Raw genomic sequence first — 26,075 nt, 5'->3', positions numbered from 1 at the left:
TTGTTGCACCAGCATTAACCCATTTTCGGCTGCACTGCGACATACATTTCAATATCCCAATAGCCGTCTTCCGCTCCGTTATTAAGATAAACTTCGAAACAGGGCTTAGGTGACATCTGATAAGCACTGTCTTGCAAGAGAGTATTAAAAAACTGATACCATGGCGTAGAAAAATCATCGCCTTCTACGCGGGCAACGGCAACCGCATATTGCCCACCGGAGATTTCCGTCAGGATCACGCCTTCACTGTTTTCCGGTAGAGTGAAATTGTTCTCCAGGGAAACCACCGTGTCACAACGTAACTTTTCGGCAGGTGTTTCATCTGGGTTATCGTAATAGACGGCGATCCATTCCTTAGGCACAACTTTTTTGTTGTCTACCCACATCATCAACTGCTCAAAACCTTTCTTCACCGTTTGTTCCCACGGACCAACGAGATGGAAACCTGCAACGGTACGTTTATCTTCCTGCTTAATCTCGTAGTTCATGACGCCTCCACATGCACTGTTTTTTTGTACAGTGTATTTTGCAATGTAAATACCACAAGGAATGAGTGTTGATTATGCGAGCAGACTCGCACTCCTGCCAGTCGGCGCTAAATAAAGGTCAGAATTTATGGTGGAAATAATCGCTCAACCTGGAAAACATACCGCCTTCACCGACAGATTCCAGGGTAACCAATGGCCAGTGCGCAACCAATTTATCGCGGTCGTACAGCTCAATTTCCCCTACCCGCTTGTGAGCAGCAATTGGCGCAGTTAGTTCTTTACCATCAAGGGTATATTTTGCTTTGATATTAGGGATCTCCGCTTTCGGAAGCACCATCCAGAATTCTTGTTCCGTTCCCAGTGCGATGTTTTCTTTATCACCATACCAGATGCGTTCCGTACCGACCTTTTCCCCACGGTGCAAAATTTGCACCGTAGTAAAGTTTTGCTGCCCCCAACGCAGTAATTTTCTAGCCTCTTCTTCGCGAGCTTTTGCGCTGTCGGCCCCCATTACCACTGCAATGAGACGGCGTTGCCCATCCACCGCCGAAGCAATGAGATTAAACCCGGCCCCGGATGTATGCCCGGTTTTCAGGCCGTCAACGTTCATGGTTTTATCCCACAATAGCCCGTTTCGGTTTTGCTGGGTGATGCCGTTCCAGGTAAGGCTTTTTTCGCTGTACATATGGTAAAACTCAGGTTCGCCGTGGATGATGGCGCGCGAAAGCACGGCTAAATCATAGGCTGAGCTATGCTGGCCCGGCGCATCCAGACCGTGAACCGTTTCAAAATGGGTATCCTGTAAATGCAATTTTTCAGCGTAATTGTTCATCATTGTGACGAACTGCCGTTGCCCCCCGGCAATATAATCCGCAAGCGCCACACAGGCGTCATTGCCGGAATCCACAATTAATCCACGGCTTAAATCACGTACCGATACGCGATCGCCCTCTTTCAAAAACATCAGTGAAGAGCCGACAAAAACAGGATTATCTTTCGCCCACGCATCGCGTCCCACAGTGACAATATCGTCTGGTGTTATGCGATGGCTATCGATAGCGCGATCGACGACATAGCCCGTCATTAGCTTAGTCAGGCTGGCAGGGTTACGTTGTTGGTGCTCATTACCCGCCGTGAGGATCTGTCCGGTTGTGTAATCCATCAAAACCCATGATCCCGCATGAATCTCCGGAGGTTGGGGTGAAAAGGGAATATTTTCCGCCGCAAAACCAGACGATAAATTAAAAACGAACAAAGAAGCAGCAATAATAAGACGGCGTTTCAACAGCAAATCCTCCGGTGTTTCCAATAGCAGTTCTTTTTACGGAAATCCTGATGAACTGGCTGGAATAAAGTGCAAGAAAATGTGACATTTATCTCATTTTAATCTGACATTATCTGTTTTCACACGCAGCCAAAATATCGCTCTAAAGCTGATTAGCACGGTGATATTTGATACTCTGGCATACAACAGAAATAACGGATTTAACCTAACGATGAATGACGGTAAGCAACAATCTACCTTTTTGTTTCATGATTACGAAACCTTTGGCACGCACCCCGCGTTAGATCGCCCTGCGCAGTTTGCCGCCATTCGCACTGATAGCGAATTCAATATTATCGGCGAACCTGAAGTCTTTTACTGTAAGCCTGCGGACGATTATTTACCCCAGCCAGGGGCGGTGTTAATTACCGGTATCACTCCACAGGAAGCGCGTGCAAAAGGGGAAAACGAAGCTGCCTTTGCCGCCCGTATTCACTCGCTTTTTACCGTACCGAAGACCTGTATTCTTGGTTACAACAATGTGCGTTTTGACGACGAAGTGACGCGCAATATCTTTTATCGTAATTTTTACGATCCCTATGCCTGGAGTTGGCAGCATGATAACTCTCGCTGGGATCTGCTTGACGTGATGCGTGCCTGTTATGCCCTGCGCCCGGAGGGGATTAACTGGCCTGAAAATGAAGATGGTTTACCGAGCTTTCGACTTGAACATTTAACCAAAGCTAATGGTATTGAACATAGCAACGCCCACGATGCGATGGCCGATGTGTACGCCACTATTGCGATGGCGAAGTTGGTGAAAACACGTCAACCACGCCTGTTTGATTATCTCTTTACCCATCGTAATAAGCACAAACTGACGGCGTTGATTGATGTGCCGCAGATGAAACCGCTGGTACATGTTTCCGGTATGTTTGGCGCATGGCGCGGCAATACCAGCTGGGTGGCGCCACTGGCGTGGCATCCGGAAAATCGCAATGCCGTGATTATGGTGGATTTGGCGGGAGATATCTCGCCACTCCTGGAGCTGGACAGCGACACGCTGCGCGAGCGTCTGTACACAGCAAAGGCCGATCTGGGCGATAACGCCGCAGTCCCGGTTAAGCTGGTGCATATCAATAAATGCCCGGTGCTGGCGCAGGCGAATACGCTGCGCCCGGAAGATGCCGACAGGTTGGGAATTAATCGTCAGCATTGTCTCGATAACCTGAAAATTCTGCGTGAACACCCGCAAGTGCGTGAAAAAGTGGTTGCGATATTTGCTGAAGCCGAACCATTTACACCTTCAGATAACGTCGATGCACAGCTCTATAATGGCTTTTTCAGTGACGCCGATCGCGCCGCAATGAAAATTGTCCTGGAAACCGAGCCGCGTAATTTACCGGCACTGGATATCACCTTTGTCGATAAACGTATTGAGAAACTGTTGTTCAATTATCGGGCGCGTAACTTCCCGGGGACGCTGGATTACGCCGAGCAGCAACGCTGGCTGGAGCACCGCCGTCAGGTCTTCACAGCAGAATTTTTGCAAGGTTATGCTGATGAATTGCAGATGCTGGCACAACAATATGCCGATGACAAAGAGAAAGTAGCGCTGTTAAAAGCGCTTTGGCAGTACGCGGAAGAGATCGTCTGAAACAAAAAAGCCGGAGCGATATAAACTCCGGCTTTTTTTAGATTTACCGGATGATTATGTCATCCGGATTTAAAGATTATGCAACGTCTTCGTACTGCGGAACCGGGTTGCGGAAGCTCTTAGTCACGCAAGCCAGGTAAATCAGACCGATAGCCGCCCAGATCAGCCCCAGAACCATTGAGCTTTCTTCCAGGTTAACCCACAGCGCACCTACAGTCAGCGCACCACACATCGGCAGGAACAGATACTGGAAGTGATCTTTCAGCGTCTTGTTACGCTTCTCACGGATCCAGAACTGCGAGATAACCGACAGGTTAACGAAGGTGAACGCAACCAGCGCACCAAAGTTAATCAGCGCCGTTGCCATTACCAGGTCAAAGTTGATTGCCAGCAGAGCAATCGCGCCAACCAGGATGATGTTCATCGCCGGAGTACGCCATTTCGGGTGTACATAACCGAAGAAGCTTTTCGGGAACACGCCGTCACGACCCATTACGTACATCAGACGCGCTACGCCTGCGTGCGCCGCCATACCGGACGCCAGTACGGTAATGGTGGAGAAGATCAGCGCGCCAACCTGGAACGCTTTGCCCGCAACGTACAGCATGATTTCAGGCTGTGACGCATCCGGATCTTTAAAGCGAGAGATATCCGGGAAGTACAGTTGCAGGAAGTAAGTTGCAAAGATGAAGATCATGCCGCCGATAAGCGCGGTCAGGAAAATCGCACGCGGGATCACGCGCTCTGCATCTTTGGTTTCTTCCGACAAGTTGCTGATGCCGTCAAAGCCGGTAAAGGAGAAACACAGAATCGTCGCACCGGTAATCATCGGGATGACATGTGCATCACCGGACCAGAACGGACGCGTGCTCGCCAGCGTACCAGCGCCTTCACCTTCAAATACGCCATACACAACCATGCCCAGAATCACCGCGATCAGCACTACCTGCAACACCACGATTACAGTGTTGAAGTTCGCTACGGATTTCAGACTACGCAGGTTAAAGGCGGTCATAAAGGCCACCAGCGCCACCACAAACATCCACGATGGGATGGAAGGCACCAGAGCTTCAAAATAGATTTTCGCCAGCAGAATGTTGATCATCGGCGCGAACAGGTAGTCGAGCAGAGAAGACCAACCCACCATAAAGCCAACCGTTGGGCTAATGGATTTCTGGGCGTAAGTGTATGCAGAGCCAGCAGAAGGATAGCGGCGAACCAGCTTCCCATAGCTCAGAGCCGTAAACAGGATCGCAATCAATGCGAACGCATAGGCTGTCGGCACATGACCATCCGTGAGGCCTGAAACGATACCAAAAGTATCAAACAGCGTCATCGGCTGCATATAGGCAAGACCCATCATTACAACCGGAACTAACGTAAGCGTTTTACGCAATTCCACGCGAGAGGTGTTTGGAGTAACGTTATGCGACATGGTCATTCTCCTTTACGGTGATAACCGTCGCGTAAGCAAAAAATTGCCCCATTTTTTTGGATTCCTCAGCGACAACAACTGTCGATTTTTAGTAAATATCTATCCGGTACGAAGCCCGGCCTCTTGGTATGAATGATTGGTTTGAAGCAAAAAATAACCGACGCGGATGAAACGTCGGTTTTTAGTCATTTTTTGACAGCGGCGCATTGTGCCTAAATGGGGGGTAAATGACAAGAGAATGAGAGGCTTGTCATATAATTTTTTATTTAAATGGCTGATTTTCCGTCATCATATTTTGCATAAACACCAGCAATAGCACTATTTGCTAAAATCTCATCACGCCACCACGCACTGGCAAGCCCTGCGGTTTGTTCATTCCAGCCAATCCATACAGGTTCAAAGAGGGATTGCGCAACCACTTTCTTCTCAATTAACGCGCCACTATCGAGAAAGCGTTGCGCCAGATAGCGCGGTAAATAACCGCAACCAAGACCGCTGATTTGTAATTCCAGTTTGGTTTTAAAATCAAATACGGTAATGGCCTCTTGTTCGTCGAGAAGTTGTGATGCCGTAGATGCGCCAGCCTGCGCGGTATCACCCACGATAATCGCCCGATAGCGTTTAATGATACGGCGATTTAACGGTTCCTCTTCCAGAGCTAACGGATGATGAGGAGCAATCGCGAAAACTTGTTCCAGACAGCCCAACCGAGAGAAACCATATTCGCTGGAAGATGGCGGTTCATGCATCGCGCCAACAATAATATCTGCTCGCCCCTGAGTCAGGGCATCCCAGGAACCGCCCAGAACGCCATTGATAAACTTCAGACGCGTGACGTTGTGATGTTGATAAAAGGCTTCAATGAGTGGCGCAAGCAGTGAAAAGGGAAAGGTATCATCAACCCCGATTACCAGCTCGTTTTCCCAACCTTCATGGAGTTTGATCGCCTGCTTTTCCAGTTCATGCACAGCATGGAGAATTTCCCGCCCCTTCTCCAGCAACATTTTTCCGGTGCGGGTAAACTTAGCGCGGTGACCACTACGATCAAGCAATTGAATATTAAGGTCGCTTTCCAGCTTGTGAACAGTGTAACTGAGGGCAGATGGCGTCTTATACAGTTTGGCTGACGCCGCCGCAAAACTACCCTCTTTTTCTAAGGCATCAAGGATCATCAACACGTCCAGCAGTGGTTTCATACACGCCCCCTTGCGGTGTATGCGGCATTCTGCTGGCGTGATGCTTTACTCCAGCGGCATTACCAGTGGATCGGGATACTGGTATTCAAATCCCAATTCATTACAGATCCGGCTGCCATCAATAATTTTACCTTTGCCGCTGTCCAGGCTATTCCTGAACTGCGGAGGTTCCAGTCCCAGTAAACGGGCCATCTGTGGATAGAAAACATTACGCGCAGGGTGAGCTGGCGCACATATATTATAGATGTGCCCGCCTTTAGGTGCCTGTAACAACAGAGTGATAGCGCCAATAACATCTTCCAGGTGGACTAAATTGACGCCGTGTTCTCCATCCGGCGCAGTTTTTCCGGCAAAGAAACGGCCGGGATGACGCCCAGGCCCGACCAGACCAGCAAGACGCAAAATATCAACCGAAGTACCGGGTAAATTGTGCAGCCAGTCTTCCAGCTCTTTTAACACTCGTCCACTATGGGTCAGCGGATTACGCGGAGTGTTTTCTTTCACTGTGCCTTGCGCATCACCGTAAACAGATGTTGAGCTGGTAAAAATAATGCGGGGAATGTGATAAGCCAGCGCGCTATCCACCAGCTCCTGTACCGCTTGTAAATAGAACTCATCTCCGGGGCCGCTACGACGTACCGGAAGCGTAATGACCAGCGCGTCAGCATCCATCAGGGCATCCAGATCGTCAGAGTCGCAAACTAAATCGGGCTCCATGCGAAGCAGATAGCTATCAATGCCACTCATTTGGGCCGCTTCTACGCCATCTTGTGTAGTTTTACTCCCGGTGACTTGCCAGCCTCGTGCTGAAAGTGACATCGCCAGCGGCATGCCTAACCACCCTAACCCGACAATTGCGACCTTTTTCATCCGTTTTCTCCTGATACACCTTAGATCTATAAGGCTACGCCAGCGTATCAAAGCTGACAATTCATTCTATGAATGAAATCGAAACTGTTAGCAAATATACAATTGCCTGATGCGCTCCGCTTATCAGTCCTACAAAAACATCAATATATTGAATTTAGGCAACATTTGTAGACCTGATAAGGCATTCACGCCGCATCCGGCAGGAACAAAGCCCACTTTAGTTACAGAACACAATGTTCTTGAGGGTTTTAAAGACATATTTTCACGATTACTTTTCTAACGTAGTCACTCCTGGTCCCCTCCTTTCCCCGCGCATTCATTAAACAAATCCATCGCCACAAAATATATAAAAAAGCCCTTGCTTTCTAACGTGAAAGTGGTTTAGGTTAAAAGACATCAGTTGAATAAACATTCACAGAGACTTTTATGACACGCGTTCAATTTAAACACCACCATCATCACCATCATCCTGACTAGTCTTTCAGGCGATGTGTGCTGGAAGACATTCAGATCTTCCAGTGGTGCATGAACGCATGAGAAAGCCCCCGGAAGATCACCTTCCGGGGGCTTTTTTATTGCGCGGTTGATAACGGTTCAGACAGGTATAAAGAGGAAAAAGAAAATGACAGACAACACTCGTTTACGCATAGCTATGCAGAAATCAGGACGTTTAAGTGATGACTCACGCGAATTGCTGGCGCGCTGTGGCATTAAAATCAATCTTCACACCCAGCGCCTGATCGCAATGGCTGAAAACATGCCGATTGATATTCTGCGCGTGCGTGACGACGACATTCCCGGTCTGGTAATGGACGGCGTGGTAGACCTTGGGATTATCGGCGAAAACGTGCTGGAAGAAGAACTGCTTAACCGCCGCGCCCAGGGTGAAGATCCGCGTTATTTTACCCTGCGTCGTCTGGATTTCGGCGGCTGCCGCCTTTCGCTGGCAACGCCGGTTGATGAAGCCTGGGACGGCCCGCTCTCCTTAAACGGTAAACGTATCGCCACCTCTTATCCTCACCTGCTCAAGCGTTATCTCGACCAGAAAGGCATCTCTTTTAAATCCTGCTTACTGAACGGTTCTGTCGAAGTCGCCCCGCGCGCCGGCCTGGCGGATGCGATTTGCGATCTGGTTTCCACCGGTGCCACGCTGGAAGCCAACGGCCTGCGCGAAGTCGAAGTTATCTACCGCTCGAAAGCCTGCCTGATCCAGCGCGATGGCGAAATGGAAGAATCCAAACAGCAACTGATCGACAAACTGCTGACCCGTATTCAGGGTGTGATCCAGGCGCGCGAATCAAAATACATCATGATGCACGCACCGACCGAGCGTCTGGATGACGTCATCGCCCTGCTGCCAGGTGCCGAACGCCCAACTATTCTGCCGCTGGCGGGTGATCAACAGCGCGTCGCCATGCACATGGTCAGCAGCGAAACCCTGTTCTGGGAAACCATGGAAAAACTGAAAGCGCTGGGTGCCAGTTCGATTCTGGTCCTGCCCATTGAGAAGATGATGGAGTGATCGCCATGAGCTTTAACACAATCATTGACTGGAATAGCTGTACTGCGGAACAACAACGCCAGTTGTTAATGCGCCCGGCGATCACCGCTTCTGAAAGCATTACCCGCACTGTTAACGATATTCTCGATAACGTGAAAGCACGCGGCGATGACGCCCTTCGTGAATACAGCGCGAAGTTTGATAAAACCACGGTTACCGCGCTGAAGGTGTCTGCTGAGGAAATTACCGCCGCCAGCGAACGCCTGAGCGATGAGCTAAAACAGGCAATGGCGGTGGCAGTAAAGAATATTGAAACCTTCCACACTGCGCAAAAACTGCCGCCGGTAGATGTCGAAACTCAGCCAGGCGTACGTTGCCAGCAAGTCACGCGCCCGGTAGCTTCGGTTGGTTTATATATTCCTGGCGGTTCCGCCCCGCTCTTCTCAACGGTATTAATGCTGGCGACTCCGGCGCGTATTGCAGGCTGTAAAAAAGTGGTGCTGTGCTCACCGCCGCCGATTGCCGATGAGATCCTTTACGCGGCGCAGCTGTGCGGCGTGCAGGATGTGTTTAACGTCGGTGGCGCACAGGCCATTGCCGCACTGGCGTTTGGTACGGAATCTGTGCCAAAAGTGGACAAAATCTTCGGGCCAGGCAACGCCTTTGTCACCGAGGCAAAACGCCAGGTAAGCCAGCGTCTGGACGGTGCGGCGATCGATATGCCCGCAGGCCCGTCGGAAGTGCTGGTGATTGCCGACAGCGGTGCTACGCCGGATTTCGTGGCTTCTGATTTGCTTTCTCAGGCTGAACACGGCCCGGACTCACAGGTGATTTTACTGACGCCCGACGCCGATATGGCGCGTCGCGTTGCCGAGGCCGTCGAACGCCAGCTGGCGGAACTGCCGAGAGCTGAAACCGCCCGTCAAGCACTGAGCGCCAGCCGCCTGATTGTGACCAACGATTTAGCGCAGTGCGTAGAGATCTCCAACCTCTACGGCCCGGAGCACCTGATCATTCAGACCCGCAACGCCCGCGAACTGGTCGATGGCATCACCAGCGCCGGTTCGGTATTTCTTGGTGACTGGTCACCGGAATCGGCAGGTGATTACGCCTCCGGCACCAACCACGTTCTGCCGACTTACGGTTACACCGCCACCTGTTCCAGCCTCGGGCTGGCAGATTTCCAGAAGCGTATGACCGTGCAGGAACTGTCGAAAGAAGGTTTCTCCGCGCTGGCTTCGACCATTGAAACATTGGCCGCCGCCGAGCGCCTGACCGCCCATAAAAATGCCGTTACTTTGCGTGTTAACGCCCTTAAGGAGCAAGCATGAGCACCGTGACTATTACCGATTTAGCGCGTGAAAACGTCCGCAACCTGACGCCGTATCAGTCGGCGCGTCGTCTGGGCGGTAATGGCGACGTCTGGCTGAACGCCAACGAATACCCCACTGCCGTGGAGTTTCAGCTTACTCAGCAAACGCTCAACCGCTACCCGGAATGCCAGCCGAAAGCGGTGATTGAAAATTACGCGCAATATGCAGGCGTAAAACCGGAACAGGTGCTGGTCAGCCGTGGCGCGGACGAAGGCATTGAACTGCTGATTCGCGCTTTTTGCGAACCGGGTAAAGACGCCATCCTCTACTGCCCGCCAACGTACGGCATGTACAGCGTCAGCGCCGAAACCATTGGCGTCGAGTGCCGCACAGTGCCGACGCTGGACAACTGGCAACTGGACTTACAGGGCATTTCCGACAAGCTGGACGACGTAAAAGTGGTCTATGTTTGCAGCCCCAACAACCCCACCGGGCAACTGATCAATCCACAGGATTTTCGCACTCTGCTGGAGTTAACCCGCGGTAAAGCGATTGTGGTTGCCGATGAAGCCTATATCGAGTTTTGCCCGCAGGCATCGCTGGCTGGCTGGCTGGCGGAATATCCGCACCTGGCTATTTTGCGCACACTGTCGAAAGCTTTTGCTCTGGCGGGCCTTCGTTGCGGGTTTACGCTGGCAAACGAAGAAGTCATCAACCTGCTGATGAAAGTGATTGCCCCCTACCCGCTCTCGACGCCGGTTGCCGACATTGCGGCCCAGGCGTTAAGCCCGCAGGGAATCGTCGCCATGCGCGAACGAGTGGCGCAAATTATTGCTGAACGTGAATACCTGATTGCCGCACTGAAAGAGATCCCCTGCGTGGAGCAGGTTTTCGACTCTGAAACCAACTACATTCTGGCGCGCTTTAAAGCCTCCAGCGCAGTGTTTAAATCTTTGTGGGATCAGGGCATTATCTTACGTGATCAGAATAAACAACCCTCTTTAAGCGGCTGCCTGCGAATTACCGTCGGAACCCGTGAAGAAAGCCAGCGCGTCATTGACGCCTTACGTGCGGAGCAAGTTTGATGAGTCAGAAGTATCTTTTTATCGATCGCGATGGAACCCTGATTAGCGAACCGCCAAGTGATTTTCAGGTGGACCGTTTTGACAAACTCGCCTTTGAACCTGGCGTGATTCCGCAGCTGCTGAAGTTGCAAAAAGCGGGCTATAAGCTGGTGATGATCACCAATCAGGATGGTCTGGGAACACAAAGTTTCCCGCAGGCGGATTTCGATGGCCCGCACAACCTGATGATGCAGATCTTCACCTCGCAAGGCGTGCAGTTTGATGAAGTGCTGATTTGTCCGCACCTGCCCGCAGATGAGTGCGACTGCCGTAAACCGAAAGTAAAACTGGTGGAGCGTTATCTGGCTGAGCAAGCGATGGATCGTGCCAACAGTTATGTGATTGGCGATCGCGCGACCGATATTCAACTCGCGGAAAACATGGGAATTAATGGTTTACGCTACGACCGCGAAACCCTGAACTGGCCGATGATTGGCGAGCAACTCACTAAACGAGACCGTTACGCCCATGTAGTGCGCAACACCAAAGAGACGCAAATTGACGTCCAAGTGTGGCTGGATCGCGAAGGTGGCAGCAAGATTAACACCGGGGTTGGCTTCTTTGATCATATGCTGGATCAGATCGCCACCCACGGCGGTTTCCGGATGGAAATCAACGTCAAAGGCGATCTCTATATCGACGATCACCACACCGTCGAAGATACCGGCCTGGCGCTGGGGGAAGCGTTAAAAATAGCCCTCGGCGACAAACGCGGTATTTGCCGCTTTGGTTTTGTGCTGCCGATGGATGAATGCCTTGCCCGCTGCGCGCTGGATATCTCTGGTCGCCCGCACCTGGAATATAAAGCTGAATTTACCTACCAGCGCGTAGGCGATCTCAGCACCGAAATGATCGAGCACTTTTTCCGTTCGCTCTCTTACACCATGGGCGTGACCCTGCACCTGAAAACCAAAGGTAAAAACGATCACCACCGTGTAGAGAGCCTGTTCAAAGCCTTTGGTCGCACCCTGCGCCAGGCCATCCGCGTGGAAGGCGACACCCTGCCCTCGTCGAAAGGAGTGCTGTAATGAACGTGGTGATCCTTGATACCGGCTGCGCCAACCTGAACTCGGTGAAATCAGCCATTGCGCGCCACGGTTATGAGCCCAAAGTCAGCCGTGACCCGGACGTAGTGTTGCTGGCCGATAAACTGTTTTTACCCGGCGTTGGCACTGCGCAAGCGGCGATGGATCAGGTACGTGAGCGTGAACTGTTTGATCTCATCAAAGCCTGTACCCAACCGGTGCTGGGCATCTGCTTAGGGATGCAACTGCTGGGGCGGCGCAGCGAAGAGAGCAACGGCGTCGATTTGCTGGGCATCATCGACGAAGACGTGCCGAAAATGACCGACTTTGGTCTGCCACTGCCGCATATGGGCTGGAACCGCGTTTACCCGCGGGCAGGCAACCGCCTGTTTCAGGGGATTGAAGACGGAGCGTACTTTTACTTTGTTCACAGCTACGCAATGCCGATCAATCCGTGGACCATCGCGCAGTGTACTTATGGCGAACCGTTCACCGCGGCGGTACAAAAAGATAACTTCTACGGCGTTCAGTTCCACCCGGAGCGTTCTGGTGCCGCTGGCGCTAAGTTGCTGAAAAACTTCCTGGAGATGTGATGATTATTCCGGCATTAGATTTAATCGACGGCACCGTGGTGCGTCTCCATCAGGGCGATTACGGCAAACAGCGCGATTACGGTAACGACCCGCTGCCGCGTTTACAGGATTACGCCGCACAAGGTGCCGAAGTGTTGCACCTGGTGGATCTGACCGGGGCAAAAGATCCGGCTAAACGTCAAATCCCACTGATTAAAACCCTGGTCGCTGGCGTTAACGTTCCGGTGCAGGTTGGCGGCGGCGTGCGTAGCGAAGAGGATGTGGCGGCGTTACTGGAAGCTGGGGTTGCGCGCGTGGTGATTGGCTCCACTGCGGTGAAATCACCAGAAATGGTGAAAGGCTGGTTTGAACGTTTCGGTGCCGATGCCTTAGTGCTGGCGCTGGATGTCCGTATTGACGAGCAAGGCAACAAGCAGGTGGCGGTCAGCGGCTGGCAAGAGAACTCGGGCGTTTCACTGGAACAATTGGTGGAAACCTATCTGCCCGTCGGCCTGAAACATGTGCTGTGTACCGATATCTCGCGCGACGGCACGCTGGCTGGTTCTAACGTCTCTTTATATGAAGAAGTGTGCGCCAGATACCCGCAGGTGGCATTTCAGTCATCCGGCGGCATTGGCGACATTAACGATGTTGCTGCCCTGCGTGGCACTGGCGTGCGCGGCGTAATAGTTGGTCGGGCATTACTGGAAGGTAAATTCACCGTGAAGGAGGCCATCGCATGCTGGCAAAACGCATAATCCCATGTCTCGACGTTCGTGATGGTCAGGTGGTGAAAGGCGTACAGTTTCGTAACCATGAAATCATTGGCGATATCGTGCCGCTGGCAAAACGCTACGCCGAAGAAGGTGCGGACGAGCTAGTGTTCTACGATATCACCGCCTCCAGCGATGGACGTGTGGTAGATAAAAGCTGGGTATCTCGCGTGGCGGAAGTGATCGATATTCCGTTCTGCGTGGCGGGAGGAATTAAATCGCTGGATGACGCCGCGAAAATTCTTTCCTTTGGCGCGGATAAAATCTCTATCAACTCCCCTGCGCTGGCGGACCCGACGTTAATTACTCGCCTGGCTGATCGCTTTGGCGTGCAGTGTATTGTGGTCGGTATTGATACCTGGTACGACGCCGAAACCGGTAAATATCATGTGAATCAATATACCGGCGATGAAAGCCGCACCCGCGTCACTCAGTGGGAAACGCTCGATTGGGTACAGGAAGTGCAAAAACGCGGTGCCGGAGAAATCGTCCTCAACATGATGAATCAGGACGGCGTGCGTAACGGTTACGACCTCGAGCAACTGAAAAAAGTGCGTGAAGTGTGCCACGTCCCGCTGATTGCCTCCGGTGGCGCAGGCACCATGGAACACTTCCTCGAAGCCTTCCGCGATGCCGACGTTGACGGCGCGCTGGCGGCTTCCGTATTCCACAAACAAATAATCAATATTGGTGAATTAAAAGCGTACCTGGCAACACAGGGCGTGGAGATCAGGATATGTTAACAGAACAACAACGTCGCGAACTGGACTGGGAAAAAACCGACGGGCTGATGCCGGTGATTGTGCAACACGCGGTATCCGGCGAAGTGTTAATGCTGGGCTACATGAATCCGCAAGCGCTGGACAAAACCATCGAAAGCGGCAAAGTCACCTTCTTCTCGCGCACTAAACTGCGACTGTGGACCAAAGGCGAAACATCGGGCAATTTCCTCAACGTAGTGAGTATTGCGCCGGACTGCGACAACGACACATTGCTGGTGCTGGCGAATCCCATCGGCCCGACCTGCCACAAAGGCACAAGCAGCTGCTTCGGCGACACCGCTCACCAGTGGCTGTTCCTTTATCAGCTGGAACAACTGCTCGCCGAACGCAAATCTGCCGACCCGGAAACCTCTTACACTGCCAAACTATATGCCAGCGGCACCAAGCGCATTGCGCAGAAAGTGGGCGAAGAAGGCGTGGAAACCGCACTGGCAGCGACGGTACATGACCGCTTTGAACTGACCAACGAGGCATCGGACTTGATGTATCACCTGCTGGTGCTGCTGCAGGATCAGGATCTGGACTTAACGACGGTGATTGAGAACCTGCGTAAACGGCATCAGTGAGTTGCAGGCTGACCGGATGTGATGTAACTGTCGCATCCTGAGCCATTGCCCGATGCGCAAGCTTATCAGGCCTACTATTCGCTCTGCACACGTAGGCTGGATAAGATGCGCCAGCATCGCATCCGGCAACAAAAAAGGCAAGGTGTCACCACCCTGCCCTTTTTATTTAAAACTGAAAAGACTATTTCGCGTTGTAATTACGCAGCGCATTACGTCCCAGCACAATTCCCGCGCCAACCATGCCGCCCAGCAGTACTGCCAGAATCAAGGTAATTGCTTTCTTCGGGCTATCGCGACGAATTGGCAGTGTGGGTTTCATAACGTAACGGTAGGCATGAATATCAAGATCATCAACCTTCAGACTTTCGATATCCAGCAGGTTTTGACGAGTCTGATAGTAGTTTGGAGAGAACACAAGCGGACGAGTCGCTTCGTGCTTAATCATCGACTCCAGTGCTTCGCTACCTAACAAAAGCAACGTGTCCTGAGTAATATTTTCACCAGTCTGCTGAATCTGCGGCTTTATTACCTGCGCCTGATTCGCATACTGCAACGCTTCCTGAATCTGGCGGATACGCAGCGTTTTTTGCTCCTGAGCCACAACTTCCTGAGTTTTCAGGGAGTCCTGCAAGGTTTTCATACCCAACGCAATATTATCCTTCAGGTCCTTTTCCAGCTCTTCATTCACTCGGTCATCAACCTGTTGAATGTATTCAGCCAGCTTTTTCTGTGCATCCGCAGCAGTGTGCCCGACATAAGAAACAGCTAACGGTAACGGCTGGTTTTTAACAGCGGGCTCGATAGTCAGTTTTTCGCGTTCTTCCTGATTATCCAGCGTTTCAGCTAATGCAGAGAAGGCAGAACTGAAGCGCCCAATCAGCGCTTCCTGTAGATCAGCTACTTTTGGCGCAGCCTGACCATAAATTACATTCATGGCGTTGTTATAGCCGGCAATTTGCCCTACATCGGGTTGAGTAATAATGGCTGTTGACGTCCATTGTTCTTTCGCTACCGCCAGGTATCCAATAGCCAACACGATAGCCACAACGATTGTGGCGATAATGGTCATCTTCCCACGCCACAGTTGCATCAGTAAATCAATTAAATCAATCTGTTCCGGGTCATTGTTGTGCCCAGAAATATTATTATTTTCAACTTTCATCATTACCCTAACAGACGGAAAATTTCAGGTCGCCATAGTTTAGCGATAATCTGTATGAATGCCATAGGATAAACAATAAATATAATGAATTATTACATGAACATCGATACCAACTACCGCCAAAAATCATCTGATTACAGATAGTTAGTCGCTACCGAAAAGATCGCGGGTGTAGACCTTGTCTGCTGCATCTTTAAGCTCTTCTGACATTCGATTAGAGATGATGACATCAGCCTGTTGCTTAAACGTCGCGAGATCACGTTCCAGTCGTGAATTGAAAAACATTTCTTCCTTCATAACCGGTTCATAGATAATCACTTCTACCCCCTTAGCTTTGATACGCTTCATGATCCCCTGAATGGAAGACGCACGGAAGTTATCTGAACCGCTCTTCATAATTAGGCGATATATCCCTACGACTTTGGGTTTACGTGACAAGATAGCATCGGCAATAAAGTCTTTGCGGGTGCGATTAGCTTCAACGATGGCAGAAATGATGTTGTTTGGCACAGACTGGTAATTTGCCAGAAGCTGCTTGGTATCTTTCGGCAAACAGTAACCACCGTAACCAAATGATGGATTGTTGTAATGATTGCCGATACGCGGATCAAGACAAACACCTTCAATGATTTGACGGGTGTTCAATCCCAGGCTTTCTGCATAACTGTCCAACTCGTTAAAGTACGCCACGCGCATGGCGAGGTAAGTATTGGCAAAAAGTTTAATGGCCTCTGCTTCTGTTGAATCAGTAAACAGAGTCGGGATATTTTGCTTAACCGCCCCTTCCTGTAATAACGCGGCAAACCGCTGTGCACGTTCAGAACGTTCGCCTATCACAATACGGGAAGGATGAAGGTTATCGTAAAGGGCTTTGCCTTCTCGGAGGAATTCAGGGGAGAAGATAATGTTCTCAGTCTTGAATTTTTTTTGCATCGCGGCCGTAAAACCTACAGGAACCGTAGACTTAATAATCATTACTGCATGAGGGTTTATTTCCGTAACATCTTTAATTACTGATTCTACGCTAGATGTATTGAAATAATTGGTTTTAGGATCATAGTCGGTCGGGGTTGCGATGATTACATAATCAGCATTCCGGTAGGCTTCTTTTTTATCTAACGTGGCATTAAAACGTATTTTGTCTGATTGCAAAAACTGCTCAATTTCTTTATCAACAATAGGAGATATCCGATCATTCAGCATTGCAACGCGAGTTGGTAAAATATCTAATGCTACAACGTTATGATTTTGTGCGATTAATAGCCCATTAGACAGGCCAACATAACCGGTTCCGGAAATGGTGATTTTCATTTCATGCTCTCAAAATTAACTTAACTATGAATCATGATGTTTTAGCACCCTGATAAGAGTTAAAAGTTTTAACGCCACGATGATGTCTGGTCAACGAAACGAAAAACATTTCAGATTTTCTTTATAAGAATAGCTGCTATTTATTAAGTTAGTATTAAGCAATGAAATTAAATCAATAAGATTGATAGTAAAAAAAAGCCCGGCGATAAATGCCGGGCCTTAGTTTAATACTGATTAAATCAGATTAATCCAGCCATTCGGTGTGGAATACACCTTCTTTATCAATGCGCTTATAGGTATGCGCACCGAAATAGTCACGCTGTGCCTGGATCAAGTTTGCAGGCAGTACTGCGGCACGATAGCTGTCATAATAAGCAACCGCTGCAGAGAAGGTAGGTACTGGAATGCCGTTCTGCACCGCATAAGCAACAACATCACGCAGAGCTTGCTGGTAATCGTCGGCAATTTTCTTAAAGTACGGGGCTAACAGCAGGTTAGCAATCTTCGGATTTTCGGCGTAAGCATCCGTGATTTTCTGCAGGAACTGAGCACGAATGATACAACCGGCACGGAAGATCTTCGCGATTTCCCCATAATTCAGATCCCAGTTGTACTCTTCAGACGCCGCACGTAACTGCGAGAAGCCCTGCGCGTAAGAAACAATCTTACCCAGATAAAGCGCACGGCGAACTTTTTCGATGAACTCTGCTTTGTCGCCCGCTGGCTGTGCTTGCGGACCCGACAGTACTTTAGACGCAGCTACGCGCTGATCTTTCAGGGAAGAGATATAACGAGCAAACACAGACTCAGTAATCAGCGACAGCGGTTCGCCGAGATCCAGCGCGCTCTGACTGGTCCATTTACCCGTACCTTTGTTCGCTGCTTCATCCAGGATCACATCAACCAGGTATTTACCGTCTTCATCTTTTTTGGTGAAGATGTCTTTAGTGATGTCGATCAGGTAGCTGCTCAGTTCACCGTTATTCCACTCGGTAAAGGTTTGTGCCAGTTCTTCGTTAGATAGATTCAGACCACCTTTCAGCAGAGAATAGGCTTCAGCAATCAGTTGCATATCACCGTATTCAATACCGTTGTGAACCATCTTCACATAGTGACCTGCGCCATCAGCACCAATATAGGTAACGCACGGTTCGCCATCTTCAGCAACGGCGGCGATTTTGGTCAGGATAGGTGCAACCAGTTCATAGGCTTCTTTCTGCCCACCAGGCATGATAGAAGGTCCTTTCAGCGCGCCCTCTTCACCACCGGAAACCCCCGTACCGATGAAGTTAAAGCCTTCTGCAGAAAGCTCGCGGTTACGACGAATGGTATCCTGGAAGAAGGTATTACCACCATCAATGATGATATCGCCTTTATCAAGATATGGTTTCAGGGAATCAATGGCAGCATCCGTGCCTGCACCTGCCTTCACCATTAACAGGATGCGACGAGGCGTTTCAAGAGATTCAACGAACTCTTTCACCGTATAGTAAGGAACCAGTTTCTTGCCTGGATTTTCGGCAATCACTTCTTCCGTCTTTTCACGAGAACGGTTGAAAATAGAGACGGTATAACCACGGCTTTCGATGTTGAGCGCAAGGTTGCGTCCCATCACTGCCATACCGACGACGCCGATCTGTTGCTTTGACATTGTTTACTCCTGTCAGGGGTGGTCACCGCGGGGTTGCGCGGCTTGAATATGAAACAGATGTTAACTCAAGTTACATGAATGTGTGTAGTGCTGAATTTCATTAATGCAACGAATACAGTTCATCTTCCTTTATACAGACATCCACTTGTAACCAAACCTACACGCATATATAAGCGAAGATAAATCTATAACATCAAGAAATTAAAGATATAATATTCCCAAGCACATTCGTAACATATTGCTTAGCCTGATTTTCATCACTGCCTTCAGCATAACAACGGAGTTCAGGAGCATTTCCGGAAGGACGGAGATGTATAATATCACCATTAGTTAAAATAAATCTTGCACCATCCGTTTCATCAATAGTGGAACAGGATAATGATTCATACCCTAATTTATTAAAGAAATTATTGGGTGATGAAATAGCATTTTTTATAATTTGCTGACTTGACTCTGAAGGAAAGTTTTTCACTCTATCTGACCAAGTGAATCGCTGTGGAAGATTATTAACCAGTTGAGAGATAGTACTATTACGAGAAGCTATTAAGAGCATTAACGCTGGTAATACGGCATCTCGAGTAGGTAACGCATTTAATTCTTTGCCATTAATTTGTAGATCGGAGGCAAGCAGAAAACCGCCATTAGCTTCAAAACCAGCGACTGAATCAAATTGTTTAGCAAGGTCTGAAAACGCTGCAATCACATAAGGAGAGCCAATTTTAGTCCGTTGTATATTTGCAAATTTATTAGATTGTTCAATTGCTGTATTACAACTCACTGGAATAGCCAACGCCTTGATATTAAGTTCAATAGCCGTAAGTAATCCCAGAATATCGCCTCTTAGCCATTCACCATTTTCATCGGCAACTAAAGGACGATCACCATCACCATCTGTTGAGAAAATTGCATCGAGATTGTATTTTTTAGACCACTCTCTTGCAAGTAGACGATCTTCTTCGCTAACTGCTTCCGTATCAATAGGAACGAACTCATCACTTCTACCGAGGGAGATGACCTCAGCACCCAATTGATTAAAAAGTGGAGCATATAAATCTCGTCCTGCACTAGAATGTTCATAGATCCCAATTCTCTTCCCCTTTAAAATATCGGAATTAAAAAGAGAAACATAACGTTCCAGGTATGAATCCGCACCTTGAGTACTAGTTTCAAGATGAGGTAATACATCTACAGGAGAAAAAGCATATTCACTATTTACTATTGCTAACTCATCCTCTTTTGTGATTTCACCATCTGGACGGTAAAATTTCAAACCATTACGGTCAAAAGGTATGTGACTACCAGTAACCATTATGCAGGGGATATTTTTCTGCATGGAATAATGAGCTAATGCAGGGGTCGGAATTACACCATGATATTCAATGGCAAACCCATGTTGTTTGATAGCGAACGCGCATGCCTGAGCAATTTCATAACTACTCGGGCGGTTGTCAATGGCTAAAGCAACTTTATTAAAATTGTATTTGTCATCAATAACAGAAAGAAACGCATGACTGAAGGCTGCACAAACATCATGGGTAAAATCGATGACTAAACCACGAGCACCACTAGTGCCGAAAGCAATATTGCTATCGGTAATGATTTTGTTAGCATTTAACATGATAATTACTTCTTAATAAATTGAGGAAGTTTGGATAAATTTTTATACGCTAAAGCTATTGGCCAGATAATACCATTCTGTTTCATAGCGCGAATATCTTCCATTGATTTATTGATCATGGAAGATACTGAGCGATTGCTAATTCCACCAACACGCATTTTCACTAATACTTTTGGTAAGTACGCTATTGAAATACGCTGTTTTAAAATATAACGTAATAATGAGTCATAATCAGCAGATATACGGTAATCTAATGAAAAACAACCAAACTGACTATAACAATCGCGTTTCATATAAAATGATGGGTGTGGCGGCATCCAACCTAGTTTCATCTTCAAACGGCTAAATGAGCCACTCTTCCATAATCTAATACGTTTAGTCGTATCATTTTTGGCAACATACTCCAAATCACCATAAACAGCATCACACCCTGAACTTTCAAATGTTTTTACTATATCTGCAATGGCTCCATCATAAGCAAGTAAGTCATCAGAGTGCAAAAATCCAATTATATCACCAGAAGCTGCTTGAATACCTTTATTCAGTGCATCATAAATACCATTGTCGGGTTCGCAAATGATTCTTGAAACTCTTGTACATTTACTCTTGATTAGCTCTATCGTATTATCTTTTGATGCTCCATCTACAACTATATATTCAATATCTGAATGCGTTTGTTTTTCCAGAGAGAGTAATGTATCAAGAAGCGTTTTTTCACTATTATAAGTTGCTGTGATAATTGAAATCCGCATTAGTATCCGACTCCAGAAGAAGAAACTCTTATAACATCATCCTCTTCCAGGTAGACTCCTGATCTAACCTCAATTATTTCAAGCGGGATCTTGCCGGGATTTTCAATGGCATGTGGTACACCAACAGGTATATATGTTGACTCATTTTCTGAAACAAGATAAGTTTTCTCCTCAAGATGAACTTTAGCTGTCCCCGAGACAACAATCCAATGCTCAGTACGATGGTAATGGATCTGCTTAGCGGTAATGTGACCCGGTAATACAATCACATGTTTAACCTGAAAGCGTTGCCCTTCAGCTATAGTGTCATGACTGCCCCAAGGACGAAAAATTTCCCGATGTTGTAAATATTCTGTTCGATTATTCTTTTTAAGTTGAGCTACGATGTTTTTAACTTGCTGAACTTTATCTTTATGAGCAACTAATACTGCATCTTTCGTTTCAACGACAACCAAATCCTTTACGCCCACGGCACCAATAAGTCTATGCTGCGAATAAAGATAACTATCTGTAGCATCTTCAACCAAAACATCACCACGAATGGCATTGCCGCTTTGGTCTTTTGAACTTATTTCCCACAGCGCAGACCATGACCCAACATCACTCCATTGCGCATCCAATGGTACGACCACAGCTTCAGCTGTTTTTTCCATAACGGCATAGTCGATTGACTCTTCAGGGCAGCAAGAAAAAGAAGAGTTATCCAAGCGGATAAAATCTAAATCTTGAGTCGAGGAAGCTAAGGATTGCTGACAACTCTCTAGAATATCTGGACGGAATTTTTTTAGTTCATCAATGAATACAGATGCTCTGAACATAAACATTCCACTATTCCAAAGATAACCGCCATCTGACAAATACCGCTGAGCTAATTCTAGCTCTGGCTTTTCAACAAAAGCTGCAACTTTATAACCTTGCCCACCAAGTGGCTCACCTGACTTAATATAACCATACCCTGTCTCTGGAGCTGTTGGAACGATGCCAAATGTGACCAACTTACCTTGCTGAGCAAAGTCCTTCGCGGCCAAAACTGCTGTAATGAAACTGTCCTCATCCTGAATTTCATGGTCAGCCGCAAGAACCAAAAGTATAGGATCCTCTCCACTTGCCGTTGCCTGAAGCGCTGCAAGGGCTACAGCAGGTGCCGTATTGCGCCCTACAGGCTCAAGCAAAATCCCACTATGCCTTAAACCAACTTTACGCAATTGTTCAGCAACGATGAAACGATGTGATTCATTACAAATGATCAAAGCAGGATTGTGTTCAACCTTTTCTAGCCGTCGCAAAGTCTCTTGCAACATAGTTAAGCGGCTATTTAAAGACAGAAATTGTTTCGGATAAAGTGTACGTGAAAGAGGCCATAATCTGGTACCAGAACCACCGGCCATGACAACGGGAAGTAGCATATCTATTACCTTGATATAAAATAATTTTTGGTATATTGATGAACTGCAGTGCTATTAAGCAACGTTACTACATCAAACCACTTGTAGGAATTATGCTGAATCGTTGGTAGGTGAAGTTGCTGCGGATTAATTTGAATTTCATATCCATGCACTACGTAGTGTGTAGAAAATTCTACTTCAGAAAAATTGTCATTGTAAAAGTGTTCATACACACCAAGAAATATGGCCTCACCAAGACTAGTTTGAACGCCTATCTCTTCAAATGTAATCCTTTTAAAAGCATCCTCGAATGACTCATCCTTAAAAATTCGCCCTCCTGGCACAAACCAATAATTTTTTGCGGGGCGATTCAGGCGCTGCCCAAGCAGCGCCTCTCCTTTATCGTTTCTAATTATGAGGTCAATCGAGATTAGAGGAGTATGCTTGACTATTGTTTTAAATAACTCATATTCTAATCTCTTTTTCATAACTATCCCCGAAAAGAATCAATATTATCAAGAAACCATTTATATGTTAATGATAGACCTTCATGTAAATTATAGCGATATTGCCAGCCCAAGTTTTTGAGTCGGGTAACGTCCATAAGCTTTCGCGGGGTGCCATCTGGTTTGGTCGCGTCAAAAACAATTTTTCCTTGATAACCCACTACAGAAGCCATTGTTTCAGCCATTTCACGTATAGAACAATCCACCCCGGTACCAACATTAATATGAGATAACATTGGTTGTGTGTTTTGTTGATAAATTGTGTCCTCTAGCTCCATCACATGAACCGAGGCAGCAGCCATATCATCAACATATAAAAACTCACGCATCGGCGTTCCCGTGCCCCAGACAATAACTTCTTGTGCACCACTTTCTTTTGCCTCATGGAATCTACGCATGAGTGCCGGAATAACATGGGAGTTTTCAGGATGGAAGTTATCATTCGATCCATAAAGATTAGTAGGCATTACACTTCGATAATCGCGACCATATTGACGATTATAAGACTCACATAATTTTATGCCCGCAATTTTAGCAATTGCGTATGGCTCATTAGTTGGCTCAAGTATGCCCGTCAAAAGTGCAGACTCTTTCATCGGCTGCCCTGCAAATTTTGGATAAATACAGCTAGAGCCTAAAAAAAGTAATTTTTGAATTCCAACCTTGTGAGCTGAATGTATAATATTACTCTCAATCATGAGATTCTGATAGATGAATTCTGCTGGAAATGTATTATTGGCATAAATACCACCTACTTTTGCCGCAGCAAGATAAACCTGATCAATCCTCTCTCTCTCAAAAAATGCCTCAACATCCTTCTGCACGGTCAGATCGAGTTCTTTGTGTGTTTTAACCACTAACTCGATATCATCACGCAGCGATAATTGTCGGCAAATAGCAGAGCCAACCATGCCCTGGTGCCCAGCGACATATACTCTTTTCTGTATCATGTATTAACGCTCCAGAGAAACCGAAACATCATAACCATGGCTTTTAAGAAGTGCATGTTGTTTCGCTTTTAACAAATCGCTAGCAACCATTTCCGCACACATCTCTTCAACTGTAATCTCTGGTTCCCAGCCTAATAGATTTTTTGCTTTTGCAGGGTCACCTAAGAGTGTTTCAACTTCAGCAGGACGGAAATAACGAGGATCAACCCGAACTATAACGTCCCCAACATTTACACCAATAGCACAATCGGAAATTTTATTAACTACTGTGGCTATCTCATCTACACCCTCACCAGAGAATTCAAGTTCAAGTCCGACTTCTTTAGCAGCCATACGGACAAATTCACGCACAGATATCTGTTTACCTGTGGCAATGACAAAATCCTCTGGATGATCTTGCTGAAGCATCATCCATTGCATGCGAACATAATCTTTAGCGTGTCCCCAGTCACGCAACGAATCCAGATTACCCAAATATAAGCATTGTTCGATCCCCTGAGAAATATTAGCTATTGCACGAGTAATTTTACGGGTAACAAACGTTTCTCCACGGCGTGGCGATTCATGGTTAAAAAGAATACCATTACAAGCATATATACCATAAGATTCACGGTAGTTAACTGTTATCCAGTAAGCATACATCTTAGCTACAGCATAAGGCGAACGCGGGTAGAATGGAGTAGTTTCACGCTGAGGAATCTCTTGCACTAAACCAAAAAGTTCTGAAGTAGATGCTTGATAGAAGCGTGTTTTTTTCTCCAGCCCACAGATTCGTATTGCTTCTAATAAACGTAATGTCCCTATTGCATCTACATCTGCTGTATATTCTGGTGACTCGAATGACACTGCGACATGGGATTGTGCACCAAGGTTATAAATTTCATCCGGTTGAATTTCTTGGATTAAACGGATCAGATTCGATGTATCTGTTAAATCCCCATAGTGTAAAATAAAATTAGGCTCATCAACGAATCGTGATTGATAAATATGATCAATTCTATCGGTGTTAAATGACGATGCTCGGCGTTTTATACCATGTACTTCATAACCTTTTTCAATGAGAAATTCTGCAAGATATGAACCATCTTGTCCAGTTACGCCTGTGATAAATGCAACTTTTTTATTCATTTTAATCATATTATGTTCCTAAATATTCAACTCATTATAAACTTTAATCGTTTCATTAACACATTTTGACCATGAAAATTTTTGCGCCTGCAGTAAACCTCTTTCGATCATAACATTTCTTTTTAAATTAACTAATTCTAAAGCTTCTTTTAACGTAAACTCATTAATATCATCAATATAAATAGGCGCATTCCCCCCTACTTCTGGCAACGAGGATGTGTTTGCACAAATAACTGGACATCCGGCCTGCATAGCTTCTAGAACAGGTATTCCAAACCCCTCATAACTGGAAGGGTAAACAAGTGCATATGCAGTATTATACTGTATATTTAAATCTTCATTACTCAAAAATGTAAAATGTTCATATCTATTTTTTAAATGTTTCTCAAGGAGTTCTATTTCATATTTTTTAAGCACTCCTCCGCCTACAATTGTAAGCTTTAAGCCATGTAATTCCCCTACAGCTTTGACTGCAAGAACGAAATTTTTATAACCTTCTCTGGCACCGACAAATAAAACTGAATCATTTACTCTCATATCAGACATGCTAGAAATATGTTTATATGATGGGGATACACCATTATAAATCACTCTAATTTTATCTTCGCTAATTGGACAGTACTTAAGTAAATCTCTAGCAGTGTTGTTTGAAATACAAATCACAATATCACTATTCTTGATAGCATGATATTTTTGAAGGGAATGAATAAATTTTGACACTCCTCCCCTGTATTTTTCATAGGTGAAATCATGAACAGTTGTAACATTTTTCACATTCAAATTAGGATTTTTATGAACTCGATAATAACTTGAGTGCAAAACGCCACTTTTAACATCAGTTACATTTCTATATCTTTCTAAAATTCTTGGTTTACGATATTGCAACTTTAAGTCATTTGTATCAAACTCAAATTCTTTATTTTTATACAACAGAATTTCAGCTTGGTAATTTGATTTCACCATTCCCTGGATCAACTCATTAAAGTATACACTTATTCCACCAAATGATTGAAGATTATAAATAATCCCATCGATAGTCACCATTA

At 46.9% G+C, this 26,075-nt stretch carries 26 protein-coding genes and 1 other annotated feature; of the genes, 10 read left to right on the top strand and 16 right to left on the bottom strand.

Annotated features, from left to right (window positions below):
• Positions 1-14: 14 nt before the first annotated feature.
• Together sbmC and dacD are read right to left on the bottom strand one after the other, a co-directional pair.
• Positions 15-488: a DNA gyrase inhibitor SbmC gene (sbmC, locus tag AACS80_RS13615; RefSeq protein ID WP_130216383.1), complete on the bottom strand. Its 474-nt coding sequence runs from the start codon at positions 486-488 to the stop codon at positions 15-17.
• A 118-nt stretch (positions 489-606) separates the two neighbouring features.
• On the bottom strand, positions 607-1,773 hold the full coding sequence (dacD, locus tag AACS80_RS13610; protein ID WP_135410126.1) for a serine-type D-Ala-D-Ala carboxypeptidase DacD: 1,167 nt from the start codon (positions 1,771-1,773) through the stop codon (positions 607-609).
• Between the two features lie 211 nt (positions 1,774-1,984).
• On the opposite strand from dacD, the gene sbcB reads away from it, so the two are divergent.
• A complete protein-coding gene (gene sbcB / locus AACS80_RS13605) occupies positions 1,985-3,409 on the top strand; it encodes an exodeoxyribonuclease I (RefSeq protein WP_130208691.1) in 1,425 nt (474 codons plus the stop codon).
• Positions 3,410-3,485: 76 nt separating this feature from the next.
• Here the strand turns inward: sbcB and plaP are convergent, their stop codons facing one another.
• The 4 genes from plaP to AACS80_RS13585 all read right to left on the bottom strand — a co-directional run bounded on the left by plaP (position 3,486) and on the right by AACS80_RS13585 (position 6,910).
• Positions 3,486-4,844, bottom strand: coding sequence for a putrescine/proton symporter PlaP (gene plaP / locus AACS80_RS13600; RefSeq protein WP_000019197.1), 1,359 nt, complete (start codon positions 4,842-4,844; stop codon positions 3,486-3,488).
• Positions 4,834-4,896 (bottom strand): membrane protein YoeI, encoded by a 63-nt coding sequence (gene yoeI / locus AACS80_RS13595; protein WP_010723108.1) that lies wholly within the window; start codon positions 4,894-4,896, stop codon positions 4,834-4,836. The genes plaP and yoeI overlap by 11 nt, the downstream gene beginning before the upstream one ends.
• Before the next feature lie 214 nt (positions 4,897-5,110).
• Positions 5,111-6,040, bottom strand: a complete 930-nt coding sequence (locus tag AACS80_RS13590) for a LysR substrate-binding domain-containing protein (protein ID WP_130259983.1) — start codon at positions 6,038-6,040, stop codon at positions 5,111-5,113.
• A gap of 45 nt (positions 6,041-6,085) precedes the next feature.
• Positions 6,086-6,910, bottom strand: coding sequence for an SDR family oxidoreductase (locus AACS80_RS13585; protein WP_135410127.1), 825 nt, complete (start codon positions 6,908-6,910; stop codon positions 6,086-6,088).
• A 426-nt stretch (positions 6,911-7,336) separates the two neighbouring features.
• On the opposite strand from AACS80_RS13585, the gene hisL reads away from it, so the two are divergent.
• The 9 genes from hisL (at position 7,337) to hisIE (ending at position 14,566) form a co-directional block, all read left to right on the top strand.
• Positions 7,337-7,387, top strand: coding sequence for a his operon leader peptide (hisL, locus tag AACS80_RS13580; protein ID WP_001364200.1), 51 nt, complete (start codon positions 7,337-7,339; stop codon positions 7,385-7,387).
• Positions 7,363-7,486, top strand: a sequence feature (His leader region). (Overlaps the previous gene by 25 nt.)
• Positions 7,487-7,532: 46 nt before the next feature.
• Positions 7,533-8,432 carry an ATP phosphoribosyltransferase gene (gene hisG / locus AACS80_RS13575; RefSeq protein WP_000131780.1) on the top strand — a complete coding sequence of 300 codons (900 nt, stop codon included), beginning with the start codon at positions 7,533-7,535 and terminating at the stop codon, positions 8,430-8,432.
• A 5-nt stretch (positions 8,433-8,437) separates the two neighbouring features.
• Positions 8,438-9,742: a histidinol dehydrogenase gene (gene hisD, locus AACS80_RS13570; protein WP_138183831.1), complete on the top strand. Its 1,305-nt coding sequence runs from the start codon at positions 8,438-8,440 to the stop codon at positions 9,740-9,742.
• Positions 9,739-10,809 (top strand): histidinol-phosphate transaminase, encoded by a 1,071-nt coding sequence (gene hisC / locus AACS80_RS13565; protein WP_053292574.1) that lies wholly within the window; start codon positions 9,739-9,741, stop codon positions 10,807-10,809. Before hisD ends, hisC begins: the two co-directional genes overlap by 4 nt.
• Positions 10,809-11,876, top strand: a complete 1,068-nt coding sequence (gene hisB / locus AACS80_RS13560; RefSeq protein ID WP_001548749.1) for a bifunctional histidinol-phosphatase/imidazoleglycerol-phosphate dehydratase HisB — start codon at positions 10,809-10,811, stop codon at positions 11,874-11,876. Before hisC ends, hisB begins: the two co-directional genes overlap by 1 nt.
• Positions 11,876-12,466, top strand: coding sequence for an imidazole glycerol phosphate synthase subunit HisH (gene hisH / locus AACS80_RS13555; RefSeq protein WP_135410128.1), 591 nt, complete (start codon positions 11,876-11,878; stop codon positions 12,464-12,466). Before hisB ends, hisH begins: the two co-directional genes overlap by 1 nt.
• Positions 12,466-13,203: a 1-(5-phosphoribosyl)-5-[(5-phosphoribosylamino)methylideneamino]imidazole-4-carboxamide isomerase gene (gene hisA, locus AACS80_RS13550; protein WP_135410129.1), complete on the top strand. Its 738-nt coding sequence runs from the start codon at positions 12,466-12,468 to the stop codon at positions 13,201-13,203. Before hisH ends, hisA begins: the two co-directional genes overlap by 1 nt.
• Positions 13,185-13,961 carry an imidazole glycerol phosphate synthase subunit HisF gene (gene hisF, locus AACS80_RS13545; protein ID WP_000880156.1) on the top strand — a complete coding sequence of 259 codons (777 nt, stop codon included), beginning with the start codon at positions 13,185-13,187 and terminating at the stop codon, positions 13,959-13,961. The genes hisA and hisF overlap by 19 nt, the downstream gene beginning before the upstream one ends.
• Complete coding sequence (gene hisIE / locus AACS80_RS13540; protein WP_135410130.1) at positions 13,955-14,566, top strand: bifunctional phosphoribosyl-AMP cyclohydrolase/phosphoribosyl-ATP diphosphatase HisIE; 612 nt, start codon at positions 13,955-13,957, stop codon at positions 14,564-14,566. Before hisF ends, hisIE begins: the two co-directional genes overlap by 7 nt.
• Before the next feature lie 181 nt (positions 14,567-14,747).
• Here the strand turns inward: hisIE and wzzB are convergent, their stop codons facing one another.
• From wzzB to AACS80_RS13490, 10 genes are all read right to left on the bottom strand, one after another.
• Positions 14,748-15,728 carry an LPS O-antigen chain length determinant protein WzzB gene (wzzB, locus tag AACS80_RS13535; RefSeq protein WP_135410216.1) on the bottom strand — a complete coding sequence of 327 codons (981 nt, stop codon included), beginning with the start codon at positions 15,726-15,728 and terminating at the stop codon, positions 14,748-14,750.
• Positions 15,729-15,872: 144 nt separating this feature from the next.
• Entirely contained in the window at positions 15,873-17,039 is a 1,167-nt protein-coding gene (gene ugd, locus AACS80_RS13530) for a UDP-glucose 6-dehydrogenase (RefSeq protein WP_130208709.1), read from the bottom strand.
• 244 nt (positions 17,040-17,283) lie between these two features.
• Positions 17,284-18,690: an NADP-dependent phosphogluconate dehydrogenase gene (gene gndA, locus AACS80_RS13525; RefSeq protein WP_135520476.1), complete on the bottom strand. Its 1,407-nt coding sequence runs from the start codon at positions 18,688-18,690 to the stop codon at positions 17,284-17,286.
• 193 nt (positions 18,691-18,883) lie between these two features.
• Positions 18,884-20,308, bottom strand: coding sequence for a phosphomannomutase (locus tag AACS80_RS13520; RefSeq protein WP_135410131.1), 1,425 nt, complete (start codon positions 20,306-20,308; stop codon positions 18,884-18,886).
• A gap of 5 nt (positions 20,309-20,313) precedes the next feature.
• Positions 20,314-21,060: a glycosyltransferase family 2 protein gene (locus AACS80_RS13515; RefSeq protein ID WP_138183830.1), complete on the bottom strand. Its 747-nt coding sequence runs from the start codon at positions 21,058-21,060 to the stop codon at positions 20,314-20,316.
• A complete protein-coding gene (locus AACS80_RS13510; protein WP_130257588.1) occupies positions 21,060-22,466 on the bottom strand; it encodes a mannose-1-phosphate guanylyltransferase/mannose-6-phosphate isomerase in 1,407 nt (468 codons plus the stop codon). The genes AACS80_RS13515 and AACS80_RS13510 overlap by 1 nt, the downstream gene beginning before the upstream one ends.
• Positions 22,467-22,471: 5 nt before the next feature.
• Positions 22,472-22,933: a GDP-mannose mannosyl hydrolase gene (locus AACS80_RS13505; protein WP_130257587.1), complete on the bottom strand. Its 462-nt coding sequence runs from the start codon at positions 22,931-22,933 to the stop codon at positions 22,472-22,474.
• Positions 22,934-22,935: 2 nt separating this feature from the next.
• The gene (gene fcl / locus AACS80_RS13500; protein WP_138183829.1) at positions 22,936-23,901 is read right to left on the bottom strand and encodes a GDP-L-fucose synthase; all 966 of its coding nucleotides are present in this window, start codon (positions 23,899-23,901) and stop codon (positions 22,936-22,938) included.
• A 3-nt stretch (positions 23,902-23,904) separates the two neighbouring features.
• Positions 23,905-25,029, bottom strand: a complete 1,125-nt coding sequence (gmd, locus tag AACS80_RS13495; protein ID WP_001610406.1) for a GDP-mannose 4,6-dehydratase — start codon at positions 25,027-25,029, stop codon at positions 23,905-23,907.
• A gap of 18 nt (positions 25,030-25,047) precedes the next feature.
• The gene (locus AACS80_RS13490) at positions 25,048-26,073 is read right to left on the bottom strand and encodes a glycosyltransferase family 4 protein (RefSeq protein ID WP_138183828.1); all 1,026 of its coding nucleotides are present in this window, start codon (positions 26,071-26,073) and stop codon (positions 25,048-25,050) included.
• Positions 26,074-26,075: the final 2 nt, after the last annotated feature.

The sequence above is a fragment of the Escherichia sp. E4385 genome (assembly GCF_963883145.1).
Lineage (GTDB): Bacteria > Pseudomonadota > Gammaproteobacteria > Enterobacterales > Enterobacteriaceae > Escherichia.
Note: the sequence above shows the minus strand (reverse complement) of the source record. Positions and strands in the feature narration are given on the sequence as shown.

Excerpts from the sequence above, each read along its gene's own strand:
- sbmC (WP_130216383.1), bottom strand. The coding sequence starts at position 488 with ATGAACTACGAGATTAAGCAGGAAGATAAACGTACCGTTGCAGGTTTC.
- sbcB (WP_130208691.1), top strand. The coding sequence starts at position 1,985 with ATGAATGACGGTAAGCAACAATCTACCTTTTTGTTTCATGATTACGAA.
- plaP (WP_000019197.1), bottom strand. The coding sequence starts at position 4,844 with ATGTCGCATAACGTTACTCCAAACACCTCTCGCGTGGAATTGCGTAAA.
- AACS80_RS13590 (WP_130259983.1), bottom strand. The coding sequence starts at position 6,040 with ATGAAACCACTGCTGGACGTGTTGATGATCCTTGATGCCTTAGAAAAA.
- AACS80_RS13585 (WP_135410127.1), bottom strand. The coding sequence starts at position 6,910 with ATGAAAAAGGTCGCAATTGTCGGGTTAGGGTGGTTAGGCATGCCGCTG.
- hisG (WP_000131780.1), top strand. The coding sequence starts at position 7,533 with ATGACAGACAACACTCGTTTACGCATAGCTATGCAGAAATCAGGACGT.
- hisD (WP_138183831.1), top strand. The coding sequence starts at position 8,438 with ATGAGCTTTAACACAATCATTGACTGGAATAGCTGTACTGCGGAACAA.
- hisC (WP_053292574.1), top strand. The coding sequence starts at position 9,739 with ATGAGCACCGTGACTATTACCGATTTAGCGCGTGAAAACGTCCGCAAC.
- hisB (WP_001548749.1), top strand. The coding sequence starts at position 10,809 with ATGAGTCAGAAGTATCTTTTTATCGATCGCGATGGAACCCTGATTAGC.
- hisH (WP_135410128.1), top strand. The coding sequence starts at position 11,876 with ATGAACGTGGTGATCCTTGATACCGGCTGCGCCAACCTGAACTCGGTG.
- hisA (WP_135410129.1), top strand. The coding sequence starts at position 12,466 with ATGATTATTCCGGCATTAGATTTAATCGACGGCACCGTGGTGCGTCTC.
- hisF (WP_000880156.1), top strand. The coding sequence starts at position 13,185 with ATGCTGGCAAAACGCATAATCCCATGTCTCGACGTTCGTGATGGTCAG.
- hisIE (WP_135410130.1), top strand. The coding sequence starts at position 13,955 with ATGTTAACAGAACAACAACGTCGCGAACTGGACTGGGAAAAAACCGAC.
- wzzB (WP_135410216.1), bottom strand. The coding sequence starts at position 15,728 with ATGAAAGTTGAAAATAATAATATTTCTGGGCACAACAATGACCCGGAA.
- ugd (WP_130208709.1), bottom strand. The coding sequence starts at position 17,039 with ATGAAAATCACCATTTCCGGAACCGGTTATGTTGGCCTGTCTAATGGG.
- gndA (WP_135520476.1), bottom strand. The coding sequence starts at position 18,690 with ATGTCAAAGCAACAGATCGGCGTCGTCGGTATGGCAGTGATGGGACGC.
- AACS80_RS13520 (WP_135410131.1), bottom strand. The coding sequence starts at position 20,308 with ATGTTAAATGCTAACAAAATCATTACCGATAGCAATATTGCTTTCGGC.
- AACS80_RS13515 (WP_138183830.1), bottom strand. The coding sequence starts at position 21,060 with ATGCGGATTTCAATTATCACAGCAACTTATAATAGTGAAAAAACGCTT.
- AACS80_RS13510 (WP_130257588.1), bottom strand. The coding sequence starts at position 22,466 with ATGCTACTTCCCGTTGTCATGGCCGGTGGTTCTGGTACCAGATTATGG.
- AACS80_RS13505 (WP_130257587.1), bottom strand. The coding sequence starts at position 22,933 with ATGAAAAAGAGATTAGAATATGAGTTATTTAAAACAATAGTCAAGCAT.
- fcl (WP_138183829.1), bottom strand. The coding sequence starts at position 23,901 with ATGATACAGAAAAGAGTATATGTCGCTGGGCACCAGGGCATGGTTGGC.
- gmd (WP_001610406.1), bottom strand. The coding sequence starts at position 25,029 with ATGAATAAAAAAGTTGCATTTATCACAGGCGTAACTGGACAAGATGGT.
- AACS80_RS13490 (WP_138183828.1), bottom strand. The coding sequence starts at position 26,073 with ATGGTGACTATCGATGGGATTATTTATAATCTTCAATCATTTGGTGGA.